Source organism: Congregibacter sp. (genome assembly GCF_965662665.1).
Taxonomy (GTDB): domain Bacteria; phylum Pseudomonadota; class Gammaproteobacteria; order Pseudomonadales; family Halieaceae; genus Congregibacter.
In genome coordinates, this window is the sequence record NZ_CBFIIF010000001.1 from 104,575 (window position 1) to 119,847 (window position 15,273).

The 15,273-nt window shown below is 56.2% G+C and carries 15 protein-coding genes; 2 read left to right on the top strand and 13 right to left on the bottom strand.

Going from position 1 to position 15,273, the window contains the following annotated elements; all coding sequences use genetic code 11:
• Window positions 1–123 precede the first annotated feature (123 nt).
• Genes ACTG39_RS00490 through iscR form a run of 8 tightly spaced genes read right to left on the bottom strand, consistent with a single transcriptional unit; the run spans window position 124 to window position 6,794 of the window.
• Entirely contained in the window at window positions 124–558 is a 435-nt protein-coding gene (locus ACTG39_RS00490; RefSeq protein ID WP_439105551.1) for a SufE family protein, read from the bottom strand.
• Window positions 559–565: 7 nt separating this feature from the next.
• A complete protein-coding gene (sufT, locus tag ACTG39_RS00495; RefSeq protein WP_439105552.1) occupies window positions 566–1,102 on the bottom strand; it encodes a putative Fe-S cluster assembly protein SufT in 537 nt (178 codons plus the stop codon).
• Between the two features lie 2 nt (window positions 1,103–1,104).
• Window positions 1,105–1,458 (bottom strand): HesB/IscA family protein, encoded by a 354-nt coding sequence (locus ACTG39_RS00500; protein WP_439105553.1) that lies wholly within the window; start codon window positions 1,456–1,458, stop codon window positions 1,105–1,107.
• 42 nt (window positions 1,459–1,500) lie between these two features.
• Window positions 1,501–2,754 (bottom strand): cysteine desulfurase, encoded by a 1,254-nt coding sequence (locus ACTG39_RS00505; RefSeq protein WP_439105554.1) that lies wholly within the window; start codon window positions 2,752–2,754, stop codon window positions 1,501–1,503.
• The gene (gene sufD / locus ACTG39_RS00510; protein WP_439105555.1) at window positions 2,751–4,055 is read right to left on the bottom strand and encodes a Fe-S cluster assembly protein SufD; all 1,305 of its coding nucleotides are present in this window, start codon (window positions 4,053–4,055) and stop codon (window positions 2,751–2,753) included. The genes ACTG39_RS00505 and sufD overlap by 4 nt, the downstream gene beginning before the upstream one ends.
• Window positions 4,055–4,804 (bottom strand): Fe-S cluster assembly ATPase SufC, encoded by a 750-nt coding sequence (gene sufC, locus ACTG39_RS00515; protein ID WP_439105556.1) that lies wholly within the window; start codon window positions 4,802–4,804, stop codon window positions 4,055–4,057. The genes sufD and sufC overlap by 1 nt, the downstream gene beginning before the upstream one ends.
• A gap of 39 nt (window positions 4,805–4,843) precedes the next feature.
• Window positions 4,844–6,283 carry a Fe-S cluster assembly protein SufB gene (sufB, locus tag ACTG39_RS00520; protein ID WP_405271141.1) on the bottom strand — a complete coding sequence of 480 codons (1,440 nt, stop codon included), beginning with the start codon at window positions 6,281–6,283 and terminating at the stop codon, window positions 4,844–4,846.
• Between the two features lie 28 nt (window positions 6,284–6,311).
• A complete protein-coding gene (gene iscR / locus ACTG39_RS00525) occupies window positions 6,312–6,794 on the bottom strand; it encodes a Fe-S cluster assembly transcriptional regulator IscR (RefSeq protein ID WP_439105557.1) in 483 nt (160 codons plus the stop codon).
• 146 nt (window positions 6,795–6,940) lie between these two features.
• Here iscR and ACTG39_RS00530 point away from each other — a divergent pair, with 146 nt between their 5' ends.
• The gene (locus ACTG39_RS00530) at window positions 6,941–7,474 is read left to right on the top strand and encodes a homospermidine synthase (RefSeq protein WP_439105558.1); all 534 of its coding nucleotides are present in this window, start codon (window positions 6,941–6,943) and stop codon (window positions 7,472–7,474) included.
• Between the two features lie 38 nt (window positions 7,475–7,512).
• Here the strand turns inward: ACTG39_RS00530 and ACTG39_RS00535 are convergent, their stop codons facing one another.
• Genes ACTG39_RS00535 through ACTG39_RS00550 form a run of 4 tightly spaced genes read right to left on the bottom strand, consistent with a single transcriptional unit; the run spans window position 7,513 to window position 13,852 of the window.
• Complete coding sequence (locus ACTG39_RS00535) at window positions 7,513–9,516, bottom strand: acetyl/propionyl/methylcrotonyl-CoA carboxylase subunit alpha (RefSeq protein WP_439105559.1); 2,004 nt, start codon at window positions 9,514–9,516, stop codon at window positions 7,513–7,515.
• Entirely contained in the window at window positions 9,513–10,349 is an 837-nt protein-coding gene (locus ACTG39_RS00540; RefSeq protein ID WP_439105560.1) for an enoyl-CoA hydratase/isomerase family protein, read from the bottom strand. The genes ACTG39_RS00535 and ACTG39_RS00540 overlap by 4 nt, the downstream gene beginning before the upstream one ends.
• 29 nt (window positions 10,350–10,378) lie before the next feature.
• Window positions 10,379–12,013, bottom strand: coding sequence for an acyl-CoA carboxylase subunit beta (locus ACTG39_RS00545; protein WP_439105561.1), 1,635 nt, complete (start codon window positions 12,011–12,013; stop codon window positions 10,379–10,381).
• Window positions 12,014–12,031: 18 nt separating this feature from the next.
• Window positions 12,032–13,852, bottom strand: coding sequence for an acyclic terpene utilization AtuA family protein (locus tag ACTG39_RS00550; protein WP_439105562.1), 1,821 nt, complete (start codon window positions 13,850–13,852; stop codon window positions 12,032–12,034).
• 137 nt (window positions 13,853–13,989) lie between these two features.
• Here ACTG39_RS00550 and ACTG39_RS00555 point away from each other — a divergent pair, with 137 nt between their 5' ends.
• A complete protein-coding gene (locus ACTG39_RS00555; RefSeq protein ID WP_439105563.1) occupies window positions 13,990–14,712 on the top strand; it encodes a TetR/AcrR family transcriptional regulator in 723 nt (240 codons plus the stop codon).
• A gap of 173 nt (window positions 14,713–14,885) precedes the next feature.
• On the opposite strand, the gene ACTG39_RS00560 is transcribed toward ACTG39_RS00555, so the two are convergent.
• Window positions 14,886–15,266 carry a hypothetical protein gene (locus tag ACTG39_RS00560; protein WP_439105564.1) on the bottom strand — a complete coding sequence of 127 codons (381 nt, stop codon included), beginning with the start codon at window positions 15,264–15,266 and terminating at the stop codon, window positions 14,886–14,888.
• Window positions 15,267–15,273: the final 7 nt, after the last annotated feature.

The window sequence follows — 15,273 nt, forward strand, 5'->3', positions numbered from 1 at the left end:
GAAATCGGCATCTTACCGCCCTTGGCAGTTTGTCATGGTATAGGGAGGTAAACGGGGCACCATTACCCTGGCGCTGGGCGCCGGAACGGCGGGTCAGCAACCGAGAATCCTAACCCGGTGATCTTACTGTCGTTTGCCAGCCTCATCGCGAATTCTCGCGACCATAGCCTGAAGACCGTTACCCCGGGTAGGCGACAGGTGCCGCATCAAACCAAGCTCTTCAAAGTAAGCATTGATGTCGAACTTGAGAATGTCCGCAGGTGACTTATTGTTAAAAGCCGCTAGCACCACTGCGAGAAGCCCTTTAACGATAAAAGCATCACTATCAACGCTAAGCTGTAAACGGTGGTCAGCTTCGAAAACATCAATCCACACCTGGCTCTGGCAACCGCGTACCAAGCGCTCTTCGCTGCGCAGGGACGCCTCCATCGCAGGAAGCTCTCGACCAAGATCGATAATGTAGCGGTAGCGATCTTCCCAGCTATCAAAAAAGCCAAGGTTCTCGACGATATCATCGGCGGTGATCGACGTACCAAAGGGGTTATCCGCAGCGCTCATAATAGTCTCAGTAGAACATGCCCGTTTCGAGCTGGGCCTCTTCGGACATCATGTCGCGACTCCAGGGGGGATCGAAAATCAGCTCCACATTGACGTCTTTGACAAATGGCACCATGCGAAGTCGATGCTCAACGTCGCCCACAAGAACAGGACCCATACCGCAGCCCGGCGCCGTCAACGTCATCTCAACGGTTACACTGCCTTGATCAATCGCAACGCTATAAATCAGACCGAGATTTACCAGGTCTACGGGGATTTCGGGATCGTATACCGTGTGCAAGGCTTCCCAAACCTGCGCCTCACTGATTTGGCCATCGCTGGGCGGATCAAAGCTGAGAGTTAGGCCTTCGAGCCCCAGAGCGTCAGCATCCGTACCATCGATGCGCACCATGTTGCCGTTGTGAACAATAGTGTAGTTGCCGCCCAGAGACTGGGTGAGCGTAACAAAGCTGTCTGCGGGTACAGTGACTGGATCACCGACGGGCACTAGCCGGCCCTGCACTTCCCGCCGCACGGTGAGCAGCGTTCTTTCCTGAGAAGACATGACTAGGCTACGCTGAAGCTTTCGCCGCAGCCGCACTCAGCCACAACATTAGGGTTATTAAACTTCAATACCTTGTTAATGCCTTCGCGACTCAGATCAATCTCGGTGCCGCGAAGAAACTCCAGCGCATCGGCGGCAACAAAGACCTGTACGCCATTATCCAGGGCCACATGGGCATCATCGGATTCGCCGCTATCGACCTCTTCCATCACGTATTTAAATCCCGTGCAGCCACTTTCCTGCACGCTGATACGTACGGCAGTCTTACCCGCGGATGTCAGACTACTGCGAAAGTGCTCCGAGGCTGCCTCGGTAAAGCGCAGCGGCCCTTCTATTTCAAACGTTTCAACAGTCACTGTGTATTACTCCTGTGTTCGCCAGGCCTGGCAACGGCCGTCCTAGCGGGGACCGAAGAGGGACTGCGCCTTCTTCAATCCTGCAATCAATCTATCCACATCGTCTTGATTGTTATACATCGAAAACGAGGCGCGAACCGTGCCCGGCAACTCGAAGTGGTTCATGAGCGGCTGTGTGCAATGGTGGCCTGTACGCACCGCAATGCCCTGCTCGTCCAGGAGCATGCCCACGTCCGAAGGATGGCAACCATCCATCAGGAAACTAAAAATACCTACGCTCTGCCGCGGCGCACCGATGCGTCGCAGGCCGGGAATTTCCCGGGCGGCCTCGAGGGTGGCTGCAAGAAGCGCATTTTCATGCTCGGCCGCGGCGCTTCGTTCGATGGTACACAAATAATCTATCGCCGCTCCAAGACCTACTGCTCCCGCAATATTTGGGGTGCCCGCTTCAAATTTAAAGGGCAAGGTATTGAAGGTTGTTCCGTCGAAGCTGACCGTGTCGATCATTTCACCGCCCCCCAAAAAAGGTGGCATAGCCTCAAGCAAATCTTCGCGTCCCCACAGCACGCCAACCCCCGTGGGAGCAAAAAGCTTGTGACCCGAGAAGCAGTAAAAGTCACAGCCCAGGGCCTGCACATCCACATCCCAATGGCCCACTGCCTGAGCGCCGTCTATCAACGTGAGTGCGCCTATGGCCCGTGCTCTCGCGCAGATATCCTCTACGGGGTTAATAGTCCCCATGGCATTGGATACGTGATTAACCGCTACCAGCTTGACGCGCTCATCAAGCAAGGCGTCAAAAGCATCTAAGTCAATTTCTGCATCAGGGGTAACGGGAATGGGTACGACGTCTGCACCCACTCGCTCCGCAGCGAGCTGCCAGGGAACAATATCCGAATGATGCTCGAGCCAGGATACCAATACCCGATCACCGGCTTTGAGATTATTCATACCCCAGCTATAGGCGACCAGATTGATCGCCTCGGTGGTGCCGCGCGTCCATATAACTTGGCGACTCGAAGGGCTGTTCAAAAAACCGGAGACCTTCTCCCGAGCATCTTCAAAGTGCCGCGTAGCGCGATCAGAGAGTGTATGGACGCCCCGATGAACGTTCGCATTGTCGTGCCGATAGTAGTTAGCAATGGCATCGATAACCGCGTCGGGCTTTTGCGTCGTCGCCGCATTATCCAGATACACCAACGGCTGACCGTTAATCATCTCTTTGAGGATCGGAAAATCGGCACGTACCCGCGCCACATCAAAGCCGGGCGTTGTAACCGCTTTAAGCGTACTCACAGTAAGTGCCTCGAAAGTTCTGAGTTGCGAGCAAAGCGCGACGCCAGCACCGGGCGGAGATAGTTTCGCAAGGACTCCAGGCCCAGACCTTCAATGAGTTCATTGATAAATCCAAAGCTGAGCATCACCTCGGCCTCGGCATGCGACACGCCCCGGGTTCGAAGATAGTGCATCGCAGACTCATCAAGCTGCGCGACGGTCGTGCCATGGGCGCACTGCACATCGTCGGCGTAAATTTCCAGCTCAGGCTTACTGTTTATCTGGGCCTCTGCACTGGTTAACAGATTGCGATTAGATAACTCGGCGCGGGTCTTTTGGGCATTTGGATGAATATGAATGCGACCGTTGAACACCGCTGTCGCCTTGTCCGCAATGATGCCTCGGAACACTTCATCGGAACTGCAATGAGGTACGGCGTGCTCAATAGTGCTGTGATAGTCGATATGCTCATCGCCGCGGGGCAGATATACACCATTGAGTGATGCATAAGCGCCGGGGCCGGCGTGGTTCACAACAAGGTCAAAACGCTTGAGAACACTGCCCAGAGCCAGGTGAAAACTCTCCAATTGAGCATCTCTATCCAAGCGTGCGTGGACGCCGCCAATGTGCACGGCATTGCCCGATTCCTCGTGGATGCGATAGTGCGCAAGCCTGGCATTGGGCGCCACGATCAATTCCGTCAGACCGTTACAAAAGCTGTCATTCGCGCCTTCGAGGGACACAAAGTGCTCGACAATCGTCGCGTTCGACCCAGATTCTGCGAGCACCAGTAAACGCTGATTGATCGCGGTGGGCGCGGTCGCAGCGCTGATCAGCCACAAAAATTCAATAGGCGCTGTGGCGTTCACCTTAGCGCCTATCTCTACGAACACCCCGTCGCGAAGCGTCGCAGTGTTCAGGGCCGCAAACAAGTGATCCTCGACGTCAAGACAGCTATTTAAATGCTCCGCAATCTTGTCAGCCTGCTGCTCAGTCGCTTCCTCAAATCGACACACGGCGACACCGTCAGCGGAGGAGGTCTGAGAGAGAATGGGCTGGTAGACCCCATCAACAAATACCAGTCGTGACCCGCCAAAACCTTCGCCAAGCTTTGCAGGCAGCGCATCCAGAGTGATTCCTGAATCGGCGAGCTCATAATCATCACGCAGTGCGCTCAGACCGGTATATTTCCAGTTCTCGGTGCGCCGGGTGGGCATAGCCGCGCCGTCCCAAAGAGACAGACCCCGGGACTGCAGCGACTGCAACCAGTGCGGCACGCGCCGGCTAGCCTCGGCTAGCGGCTGTTGCATAAAGCTGGACATCAGGCGACCTCATCCTCAAGCCAGGCATAACCTTTGTCTTCTAACTGGAGCGCCAGCTCCTTATCACCGGAACGCACAATACGTCCCTCGGCGAGCACATGTACGTGATCAGGCTCCACAAAATCCAGCAAGCGCTGATAGTGAGTCACCAGCACAAAAGCGCGGTCCTCGCTGCGCATCGCGTTGACACCCTGGGCAACCACCTGAAGGGCGTCGATATCCAGGCCGCTGTCCGTCTCATCCAGAAGACATAAGCTGGGCTCCAGCAGCATCATCTGAATAAGCTCATTGCGCTTTTTCTCACCGCCAGAGAAACCTTCATTGACGCCCCGCTTCAAAAAGTCCGCCGGAAGATTGGCTGCTTTACTCGCTTCCCGAGCGCGCTTCATAAAGCTAACGGCGTCGAGGGCTTCAAGACCACGGTGCTCACGCACCGCATCCACGGAGGCTTTTAAAAACTCCATATTGCTGACCCCGGGAATCTCTACAGGGTACTGAAAGGCGAGAAACAAGCCTGCCCGTGAGCGCTCTTCGGTATCCATCTCCAGCAGGTTCTCACCATTGAACGTCACGCTGCCCTCGGTGACTTCATAACCGGGACGCCCCGCGAGTACATGGCCGAGGGTACTTTTACCCGACCCGTTAGGTCCCATGATGGCGTGTACTTCCCCTGCAGCGACTTCAAGACTCAGGCCCCGGAGGATATCCTTGCCTTCGACCCGTGCGTGCAGATTGTCTATCTTCAACATGCTTTTACCACTCCTGATGCGACACTCGCTGATGTCACCTTATCCAACCGAGCCTTCCAGGCTCACTTCCAGCAACTTTCCGGCTTCAACGGCAAACTCCATAGGCAGTTCCCGAAACACTTCCTTACAAAAGCCATTAACGATCATCGACACGGCTTTCTCCGCATCCAGACCGCGCTGCTGACATAAATACATTTGGTCATCACTGACCTTTGAGGTAGTCGCTTCGTGCTCTACCACCGCACTGGGATTGCGACTTTCGATATACGGGAAGGTATGCGCCGCGCAGCGATCGCCAATGAGCAATGAGTCGCACTGCGTGTAATTTCGAGCACCTTCTGCGCGAGGACTCATGCGAACCAGACCGCGATAGGCATTGGAGCTCTTACCGGCAGATATTCCTTTTGAAATGATCGTGGAGCGGGTGTTCTTACCAAGATGAATCATCTTGGTGCCCGTGTCGGCCTGTTGCATATTGTTAGTGAGCGCCACGGAGTAAAACTCGCCAACACTGTTATCACCGCGCAGAATGCAACTGGGATACTTCCAGGTCACTGCCGAACCCGTCTCAACCTGCGTCCAGGAAATCTTGCTATTGGTGTGAGCAACGCCACGTTTGGTGACGAAGTTGTAGATACCGCCCTTACCTTCGGCATCACCGGGATACCAGTTCTGTACCGTCGAGTACTTGATCTCTGCATCATCTAAGGCAACGAGCTCAACCACCGCTGCATGGAGCTGGTTTTCGTCACGCATGGGAGCGGTGCAACCTTCAAGGTAGCTCACATGGCTCGCCTCGTCGGCGATAATCAGTGTTCGCTCAAATTGACCCGTTTTAGCTTCGTTGATCCGAAAGTAGGTAGAAAGCTCCATAGGACAGCGCACACCCTTGGGGATGTACACAAAGGAGCCGTCGCTAAAGACCGCGCTGTTCAGCGCTGCATAAAAGTTATCGCGCCGGGGTACCACGCTACCCAGGTACTTACGCACAAGCTCCGGGTACTCATGAACCGCTTCGGAGATCGGACAAAAGATCACACCCGCTTCAGCGAGCTTGCTGCGAAAAGTTGTCGCCACCGACACAGAATCAAAAACTGCATCCACGGCGACACCTGCAAGCATCTCCTGCTCATGCAAGGGGATTCCGAGCTTGTTGTAAATTTCCAGAAGCTCCGGGTCTACCTCATCCAGACTCTGGGGACCGTCTTCCATACTCTTGGGCGCGGAGTAATAGGACAGCGCATTAAAGTCGACGCGCGGATAATGAACATGAGCCCACTCCGGCGTTTCCATTTCCAGCCAGTCGCGGTAGGCCTCAAGGCGCCATTCCAGCAGCCACTCGGGTTCGCCCTTTTTATTTGAGATGAAGCGGATAACATCTTCATCAAGGCCGGGAGCCAGCGTATCGGACTCGATGTCGCTGACGAATCCCGCCGAGTACTCTTTGTCGATACGGCTGTCTATAACTTCCTGAGACATGTTGTGTTCCTTAACTGCTACGCCTGAGTCAGGCTGTACGCACTAGAATCCCGGCAAGTTCATCTGTACCCTGATTCCGCTTTACCTGCTTGTCGGAAATATCCTGAATCTCTCGACGGGCAACCAGGTCCGCCAAACTGATATCGGAGAGAAAATCCTTAATGCGGTCAGACAAATCCATCCACAAGTGATGCGTCAGGCAGGTATCCCCTTCCTGACAATCGCCCTTCCCGCCGCATCGGGTCGCATCGGTATCTTCGTTCACTGCCGAGATCACCTCTGCAACACTAATCGCATCTGCACCACGCTTGAGCCGATAACCGCCTCCGGGGCCGCGCACGCTGCGCACCAGCTGCTGGCGCCTAAGATGCGCAAATAGTTGCTCGAGATAAGACAGCGAGATGCCCTGTCGCTCAGAAATCGCCGCAAGGCGGATAGGGCCCCGCGTTTCATTTAGCGCAAGGTCTAGCATCGCCGTAACGGCATAACGTCCTTTAGTTGTCAGGCGCATAGATAGATTCTCGGGGACAGATCGAGGGCCGCGAAGTGTTTCATTCCCTACTATTTTAGTCAAGTATAAGACCCTTTGCATTGCTGGGTTTTATAGGCCCTTTCTTGGTCTATACTTTTAGTTCGTTGTTGTTAAGGGGCTGCCGCATGAGTGCAGGCAACGACGCAGCTAATAACGCAAATAAACAGTTGCGCCGCATACTAATCATCGCCTATGGACGAAACTCGAAAGCAGATTCGCGCATCGCCGCTGCGCTGCTTGCGAGGCTTCGCGAGAGGTCCATTGCCGAGAGCTGGTGGCTGACACTTATTGAAGATGATGCGTTGCGGGTCGAGCACGCGCTGGATTTACGGCCCAATGACCTGGCCATCTTTATCGACACGCACTTGCACGGCAAAGCGCCCTTTGAGTTCACCGAAGTACTCAGCGATGGAGAGGCACCCATACTCCCCATGGGCGACCTGGTCTTTCCCGCAGACCTGCTGCACGCACTGGCCACTATCGGACGCCAGGGAGTTTTTCCGACAAGTTTTAGACTAACGCTGCCACTCACGGGCGACACACCCACCGAGGACATCACGCCAAGTGCCGATGCCAGCATCACCGCAGCCGTGGACTTTTTGGAAAAGCTCCTGGGTAATCCGACAAACGAGCATTGGCGCTCCGAGATCAGTAGCTAAGACTGCTGGCTAAAGCCCGGCTGGAGGCATCGAGATCTTTAGCCCTGGTCTGCGTCGGACGCGATTTCCAGCACAACAGCACCTGCGGCCATTTGCTCACCCTCTACGCCATAGACCGCAGTAATCACCCCGTCGATCTGTGCCAACAAACGATGCTCCATCTTCATCGCTTCCATCACCGCCAACTCATCTCCGCGGGAGACCGAATCACCTACTGCCACTCGCAAAGCCAGAAGATTGCCGTGCATGGGGGCAGCTACTGTGCGGGAACCCTCTGCATCGCGGTCTCCTGCTGACCGCGCGTATTGGTTTTCCAGAACAAACGCTCGGCCACGGCACTGCATTGCCACCGTGGCCTGATCCACAAAGGAGTAAGCGACGTCGACCTGTATTCCATCCACGGCGACACGCAAAGAGCCCTCTGCGGATGCATCGACCAGCTCAAGCTGCCGCTGGGTTTCACCCACTGCCACCGCGAAACATTCACGCCCCTGAGACAGTACGCTCACGGATGCCCGATCGTCGTCGACGCCATAGGCAAAGTTAGTGTCTATAGCACGGGCGCCGGTGCTCCCTGACAGCATCGCATCGTTACAGATTCGCTCAGCCAAAGAGCTCTCCTCGCCTTGAAGAAATTGCAGCACGGCGGCAATACTCAAGTCGACTTCTGTTGGCTGTGCCTCAACAACCCCATCGGGAAACTCCTCTGCGATAAACGCCGTTGTCGCTTTACCCGCGGCAAAGCTTTCGCGCTCCAGTACATCGATAAGAAATTCCCGGTTACTTGCAATGCCAAAGAGCACAGTGCCGCGAAGCGCTCTCAACAAACGTCTTCGAGCCGTCTCGCGATCTTCACCGTAGGCAATGATCTTCGCGACCATGGGATCGTAGAACGGCGAAATCATTTGCCCCGGTAACAAGCCGTGATCGACACGAATACCCTTGCCGCTGGGAGGCTCCCAAGCCGTAGCCAGTCCGCTGGCAGGGAGAAAGTCATTCACCGTATCCTCGGCGTACAGACGCACTTCAATGGCGTGCCCCTTGAGATCCACTGCCTCCTGAGAACAGGGAAGTGCGCCGCCCTGGGCCACCTGTAACTGTAAATCCACCAGATCAAGACCCGTGACTAACTCGGTCACCGGATGCTCCACCTGTAAGCGGGTGTTCATCTCAAGGAAGTAAAACTGCCCGTCTGCATCCAGCAAAAACTCCACGGTACCCGCGCCGACGTAGTTGATGCTCCGGGCCGCAGCGACCGCCGCTTCTCCCATAGCGGCGCGGAGCTCGGGGTTCATCACCGGACAGGGCGCTTCCTCCACCACCTTTTGATGGCGTCGCTGCACGGAGCAGTCCCGCTCGCCGAGATGCACAACGTTGCCATGCTCGTCGCCAAAGACCTGCAGCTCTACATGTCGAGGCTGCATGACGGCCTTCTCCAAAATCAACTCGCCGCTGCCAAAAGCGTTTTCTGCTTCGGATCGCGCGGCTTCCAAAGCCGGTACAAAGTCCTCCATGTGGGAAACCAGGCGCATACCCCGCCCCCCGCCCCCGGCGGCAGCTTTGACCATGATGGGGACACCAATCTGTGCCGCCGCGTCCAGCAGCGCCGCATCCGACTGATCTTCGGATTGATAGCCGGGAATGCAGGGCACTGCCGCATCCAGCATGCGACGCTTGGCCGCTGCTTTGTTACCCATAAGTTCAATGGCCTCAGCCGATGGGCCGATAAACACTATTCCCGCGTCGGCGCAGGCTTGGGCAAAGGCCGCGTTCTCCGACAAAAAGCCATAGCCTGGATGAATCGCCTGGGCGCCGGTCCGCGCCGCGGCATCCAGAATTCGATGAGGATCCAGATAGGATTCCTTTACGGGTGCCGGACCAATGAGCACGGCCTCATCGGCGAGGGCGACATGGGCTGCGTCAACATCTACCTCAGAGTAAACCGCGATGGTGCGATAGCCTGCCGCCTGCGCGCTGCGGATAACGCGCACTGCGATCTCGCCGCGATTTGCTATCAATACGCTGTCGAAACGCCGACTCATGAGCTCATCCTGCTATCGTTACCTTGTTCAATTTTTTCCGCCGACGACCAATGCGCCTTTCGTTTCTCGGCAAAGGCCTGCATGCCTTCCCGCGCCTCGTCACTCAACATTGCGTCGGCAAAACGTTCCGCCGCAAACTTAACGAGATCAGCTCCCTCCAGCTGCTCGCTGGCTGAGATAATTTGTTTGGTAAGCGCAATAGCTCCCGGCGCTCCCCTATGGGCATCGCTCAACACGGATAACAATCGCGACTCCAGCGCCTCAAGATCCGGCTCTACAAAATGGGCAAAACCCAGCCGATGGGCCTCTACGCCATCAAAGCGCTGCGCGGTCAATAACAGTCGCCGCGCCTGAGATGCACCAATGCGACTGATCACCACCGGCGTAATCTGTGCTGGCGGTATACCCAGAGTGACCTCGGTGAGCGCAAATTTGGCGTCTGCCGTAGTAACGACCACATCTGCAAGACAGGCGATCCCCAAACCGCCGGCCATAGCCGCACCCTCGATGGCCACAATAAATAGCTGAGGTAGCTGGCGAATGGCCACCATCATGCGACCAAAGTCCGCATTGAAGGCTACGATGTCTTCTCGAGGCATACCGGCCTGAAACACATTGCGAAACATTTTCAGGTCGCCGCCGGAGCAAAACGCTCCGCCTTTACCGCGCAACACAACAAAACGGAACGCTGCGCTCGGGAGAGCCTCAAGCACAGCAGCCAACTCGTCCGCCATAGCACTGGACAAGGCGTTTCGCGTCTCGGGGCGGTTGAACCAAATGGTGAGCGTGTCGCCCTTAGGCTCAAGAAGTAAATTTTCTACGGCGGGTAACATGGGTATTCCTTATTCGACTGAGGTGACCATTACATTCGGGCAACGCCAAAGGCGTTGGGACTCACTTGGCGATGGCGGCCCTCCCAACAGGTCTGTAAAGCCATCGCTATAACCTTGCGGCTGTCCCGGGGGTCGATGAGCCCGTCATCCAACATCCGGCCCGAGGTATAAAAGGCATCGGATTGACGATCATAATGAGCGATCACTTTTTCTTCCTGCGCGCTGAGCATGGACTCGTCAACTTCTCGACCCTTACGTGCGGCCCCTGCACGAAACACTTCGGACATGGTTTTGGCTGCCTGCTCGCCGCCCATAACGCCGATCTGAATATTGGGCCAGGAAAACACGAAGTCCGGATCGTAGCCCTGACCACACATGCCGTAATTACCAGCGCCAAAACTGGCGCCGATCATCAGGGTTAAGCGTGGCACCCGGGCGTTGGTCACCGCCTGAATCATCTTCGCACCGTGCTTAATCATTCCCGCGTGCTCATACTGAGTACCTACCATGTAGCCGGTAATGTTCTGCACAAACAGCAGGGGCGTATCAGACTGATCGCAAAGCTGAATAAACTGCGCCGCCTTGGTGGCACCGTCGGGATCAATGGGACCGTTGTTACCTATGATCCCCACGGGCAGACCATGAATACTGGCCTGCATACACAATAGCGTGAGGCCATAGGCTGGCTTAAATTCCAGAAAGCTCGAACCGTCTACCAAACGGGCAATGACTTCCCGGGCATCGTAGGGTTGTCGGTAATCCACGGGAACCACACCCAGCAGCTCCTCAGGGGGATATAAAGGCTCATCGAAGTCCCGTCCGGGCGGCTGCTCACAGCGTCGATTCCAGTTGATGCGTCCAAGCACTTCGCGACACAACTGCAGTCCATGCGCATCGTCATCTGCAAGGTAATCCACCAGTCCGGTCACCTGAGAGTGCATGGCGGCTCCACCTAGCTCGGCATCATCGGCAACCTCTCCCGTGGCAGCCTTAAGGAGCGCTGGACCGGCAAGATAAGCCTTACCGTTATCCTTCACTCCAACAACGTAGTCACTCAGTCCGGGCATATAAGCGCCGCCTGCAGCGGACGCCCCATGAAGAACCGTAATCACGGGAAGACCCGCAGCGGACAGGCGCGCCAGGCGGGCAAAAATACCCCCTCCGGCCATCCACATTTCTACCTCGTACTCCAACAGGTTGGCACCGGCGCTCTCCACGAGATGCACAAAGGGCAGTTTCTGCTGCAAGGCAATGTCCATGATCCGACAACCCTTGCGGGTCGAGGTGCGTGTCATAGATCCCGCGTTAATCCCGGAATCATCTACCTGAATCATGCACCGCGTGCCCGAGACGTAGCCGATGCCCGCTATTTGCGTTGCACCCGGTACCGAGGTTTCCGCGTTACTGTCATCCAGGAGGTACCCTGCCATATTTCCAATTTCCAGAAACGGCGACCCCGGGTCCAGCAATCTGGCCAGACGCTCCCTTGGCAACAGTTGGCCCCGTCGCTCAAAGCGCGGCCGTGCCGCATCGGACAGAGTCCGTGAGCGTTCAAGGATAGCGTTCATTTTTTCGATAAGCTCAAGGTGATCCTCTGTGTTGCGCACAAAGGAATCCGCGGCATTGCTGATCGTTGAGCGAAAGGGCTTGGCCTGATCTGCCATAAGATGAGTCTCTTAGCGTTATTCGGTAATGGGCAATTGATGTTCCACCGCGAGAGCGCGGGGAATGGCGATACGCTCGGTCAGCAGGAGCTGGGCATACGCCTTACCCTGAGGATCTGCCCGGAGACTGGCCGTGCCGCCCCCGCCCAGAACATCGTGGAGGAGAAAATTCAAAGCGTCGGTACCCGGCAAATAAAATCGCTCCACGGGCACTGGCTGATCCGCTTTCAAAAAGTGCGCAAAGTAACTTGCAACTCTTTCGATAGTCAGCGTCGCCGCAATCCAGGACAAAAAATCCGGGTGCCTGGCCATAATGCCAATGTTGGCTTTGTCGCCCTTGTCACCACTGCGTCCAAAAGCGAGTAGTTCGAGAGGCACATCAACAAACTCTGTTATTGAGTCGTCAGGGGCCGGTACGGCGATCGGGCTCGGCAATTCCTGAACACGGGCAACCTCAGCCCCAAACTCGGGGAGCAGCTGCCCATCGAGTTCTATCTGAATCTGCAACTGCTCCTTCGGAATGAGCATGGAGAACAGGCGAACCACCGGCGTGGGCTTTGCCCTGGCTCCAGCAAAGCTTGCCAGGCCCGGAGGGGCTGTCAGTGCCAGCCCGACCATCTCTTTGAGAAATATACCGACGCCCTTGGGGCTTGCGTGCTTCACCGCAAGCTTGACGTCCACCTCGCGACTTCTGAAGTAACGAACCGCACTGCCGAAGTGAGACTCAACACCGAGCACTTCAACACTCGTTTCCCGCAGGGGTTCAAGGCCAGCTTGTTTGAGCATGGCTTCGGTACGGGCAAAAATGCTTTCTGCCAGATGTTGCGCTTTCTGCGGGGCTCCGCGACCAATCATGGTCCAGATCTGCCCGGCCCTGAAACCGTCGGCCCAGGTTGCACTGACTTTATAGCCTGACGGTGCACCATGCCCGCGAGCACCACTCACACCCACAAGATCAGGACCGAGCTGAAACAACTCGACCCGGGTGAAGTCGCAGACAACGTCGGGCAGTAAGTAAGCACCTGGGTCGCCAATTTCGTACAACATTTGCTCGCCCACGGTGCCCACACTCACCAAACCACCGGTTCCCGAGGGTTTACTCACAGTAAAGCCACCGTCGGGCGATAGCTCAGCGATGGGATAACCCGCCGACCCCAGGGTGTCTACTATGGATTCCCAATCGGTGAAGTTACCGCCGGTAGCCTGCGTACCACACTCCAGAATATGTCCGGCCAGACTGCCCTGGGCGAGCCGATCAAAATCGTCTCTCTGCCAGTTAAAGGCATGAATACAGGCGCCCAGGGTGACCGCGCTGTCGACACAGCGGCCGGTAATAACGATGTCCGCTCCGGCGTCCAGGGCGGCAGCTATCGGGAACGCGCCCAGATAGGCGTTGATGCTGGCGATGCTCGACGGTTCGGGAAAAGACTCCCCGGAGAACATTTCAGTCTCATGGGCAAACTCTTCAGCGCGATCCGCCAGATCGTCGCCCAACACCACAGCAACTTTAAGTTCCAAACCCTGATCGGCGATAACTTTGCACAAAGCCTCCGCGCAAGCGCGGGGATTAACACCACCGGCATTTGCAAGCACCTTCACGCCCTGGGCAGCGATTTGCGAAAGATTGGGCGCCATGGCCGCGTGCACAAAGTCTGTGGCGTATCCCTTGGAAGCATCCGCCGCGCGGGCTCTGGCCATGATGGACATAGTGACCTCGGCCAGATAGTCATAAACCATATAGTCGAGATCGCCCGAGGCGAGAAGCTGTGGCGTCGCCAGCGCTGCATCCCCCCAGAAGCCGGAGGCACCACCGATACGGATACTCTCTTTGCCGGTCATAGTTATCTCTACTAAAGGTAGCCTGAAGTTCAGATAATTATGCAATACTCAATAATTATCAAGTATTGCTCAATAAATCGTTTACGCGCGATTTTTGACACTCTATGCTGCGCTCATGACCATTGGCGAGAAACCTGATGACTGAGAACGCCCGACGACGATCCAGGGAACGCCTCGAAGAGCGCGAGCGCGGCATTCTCGATGCGGCTACCAAGCTGTTTGCCACGGCTGGCTTTCACGCCACATCCACCCGAAAAATCGCTGCGGCCGCAGGCGTGTCTGAGGGCACCGTTTTTCATTACTTTGGCAGCAAGAACGAGCTGATGCTCGGTATTCTGGATCGCTTTTACAACGGCGTCCTCAATCCAAAAGCGGCCGAAGTACTCGACACAGTGATGGACACCCGGGGCCGATTGCACGCCATGGCGGTTCACCACGTCTCGTCACTCGCGGCGGACAACGCACTCATGATGCGCCTGCTGCAGGTCTATGTCGGGGTGGAGCTGGAGCTACTCGGCCAAAGCGCAAATTCGCCATTTCGAGCTCTCAATCGCAACTACGTGGGGCATCTGGATCGCGCGGTGCGTGAGGGTATTGAGAGAGGCGACCTGCGTAACACCCTCGAGGTGCGTCCGCTGCGCGACCTGTTTTTTGGGACCCTTGAGTATGGTCTCCGCACGCATATGTATCACCACGGTACCGAAGGTCTGGACGCCTATGTCGATACCCTGCTGGACCCCATGTGGGAAGGACTCCGCGACAGTCACAAAGGCGACACTGATGCGGAGCTGCTCACGGAAAGGCTTGAAGAAGTCTGTCTGCGACTGGAGCGCAGCGCCGAAAAACTCGATCGCGACTAAGCGTCAGCTAGCCGCGCGTCCCCAAAAGCTCACTGGGTTTCTACCAATAAGAACAGCGACTCCTCGGCCACGGTTTGCGTCCCGTACACTTTCGTACCTCGGGACTGCTGCGGTGCCGGGCCCAACAGTCGCAGCCACTCCCCGGGCTGTGCAACCAGAGTAGAGCTGTAACTTTACTGGCGCCGGTCAAGCTTTTGCGACACATCCACTACCACCTGAATACTGCCGTCCTCCAGCACCGTGGGCGCTAAAGCCACCGAATCTGCATCACGGGGTTGCTCCTGTACCTGGGTCCAGAAAAAACCACCACGGGCCTGCAATTCATAATCCCGGCCACTGGCACGGGCAAAACTAACGCGACCTCCAGAGATCGTGGTTAAGGTCAAAGTGTCGCTATCCTTAGTGCTTATCACTCCGCTGGTAGGCGGCTGGCTTGCGAGGGTTAAATAGAGGTTCTGAGACAACGCCAGACCGGGCAGGCTCAATAAAATCGCAAGCGCGCCAGCACACAGTTTTGATTGCGACGCGGGAAGACTGGCTTGCTTAAGGTTCACTCTCAAC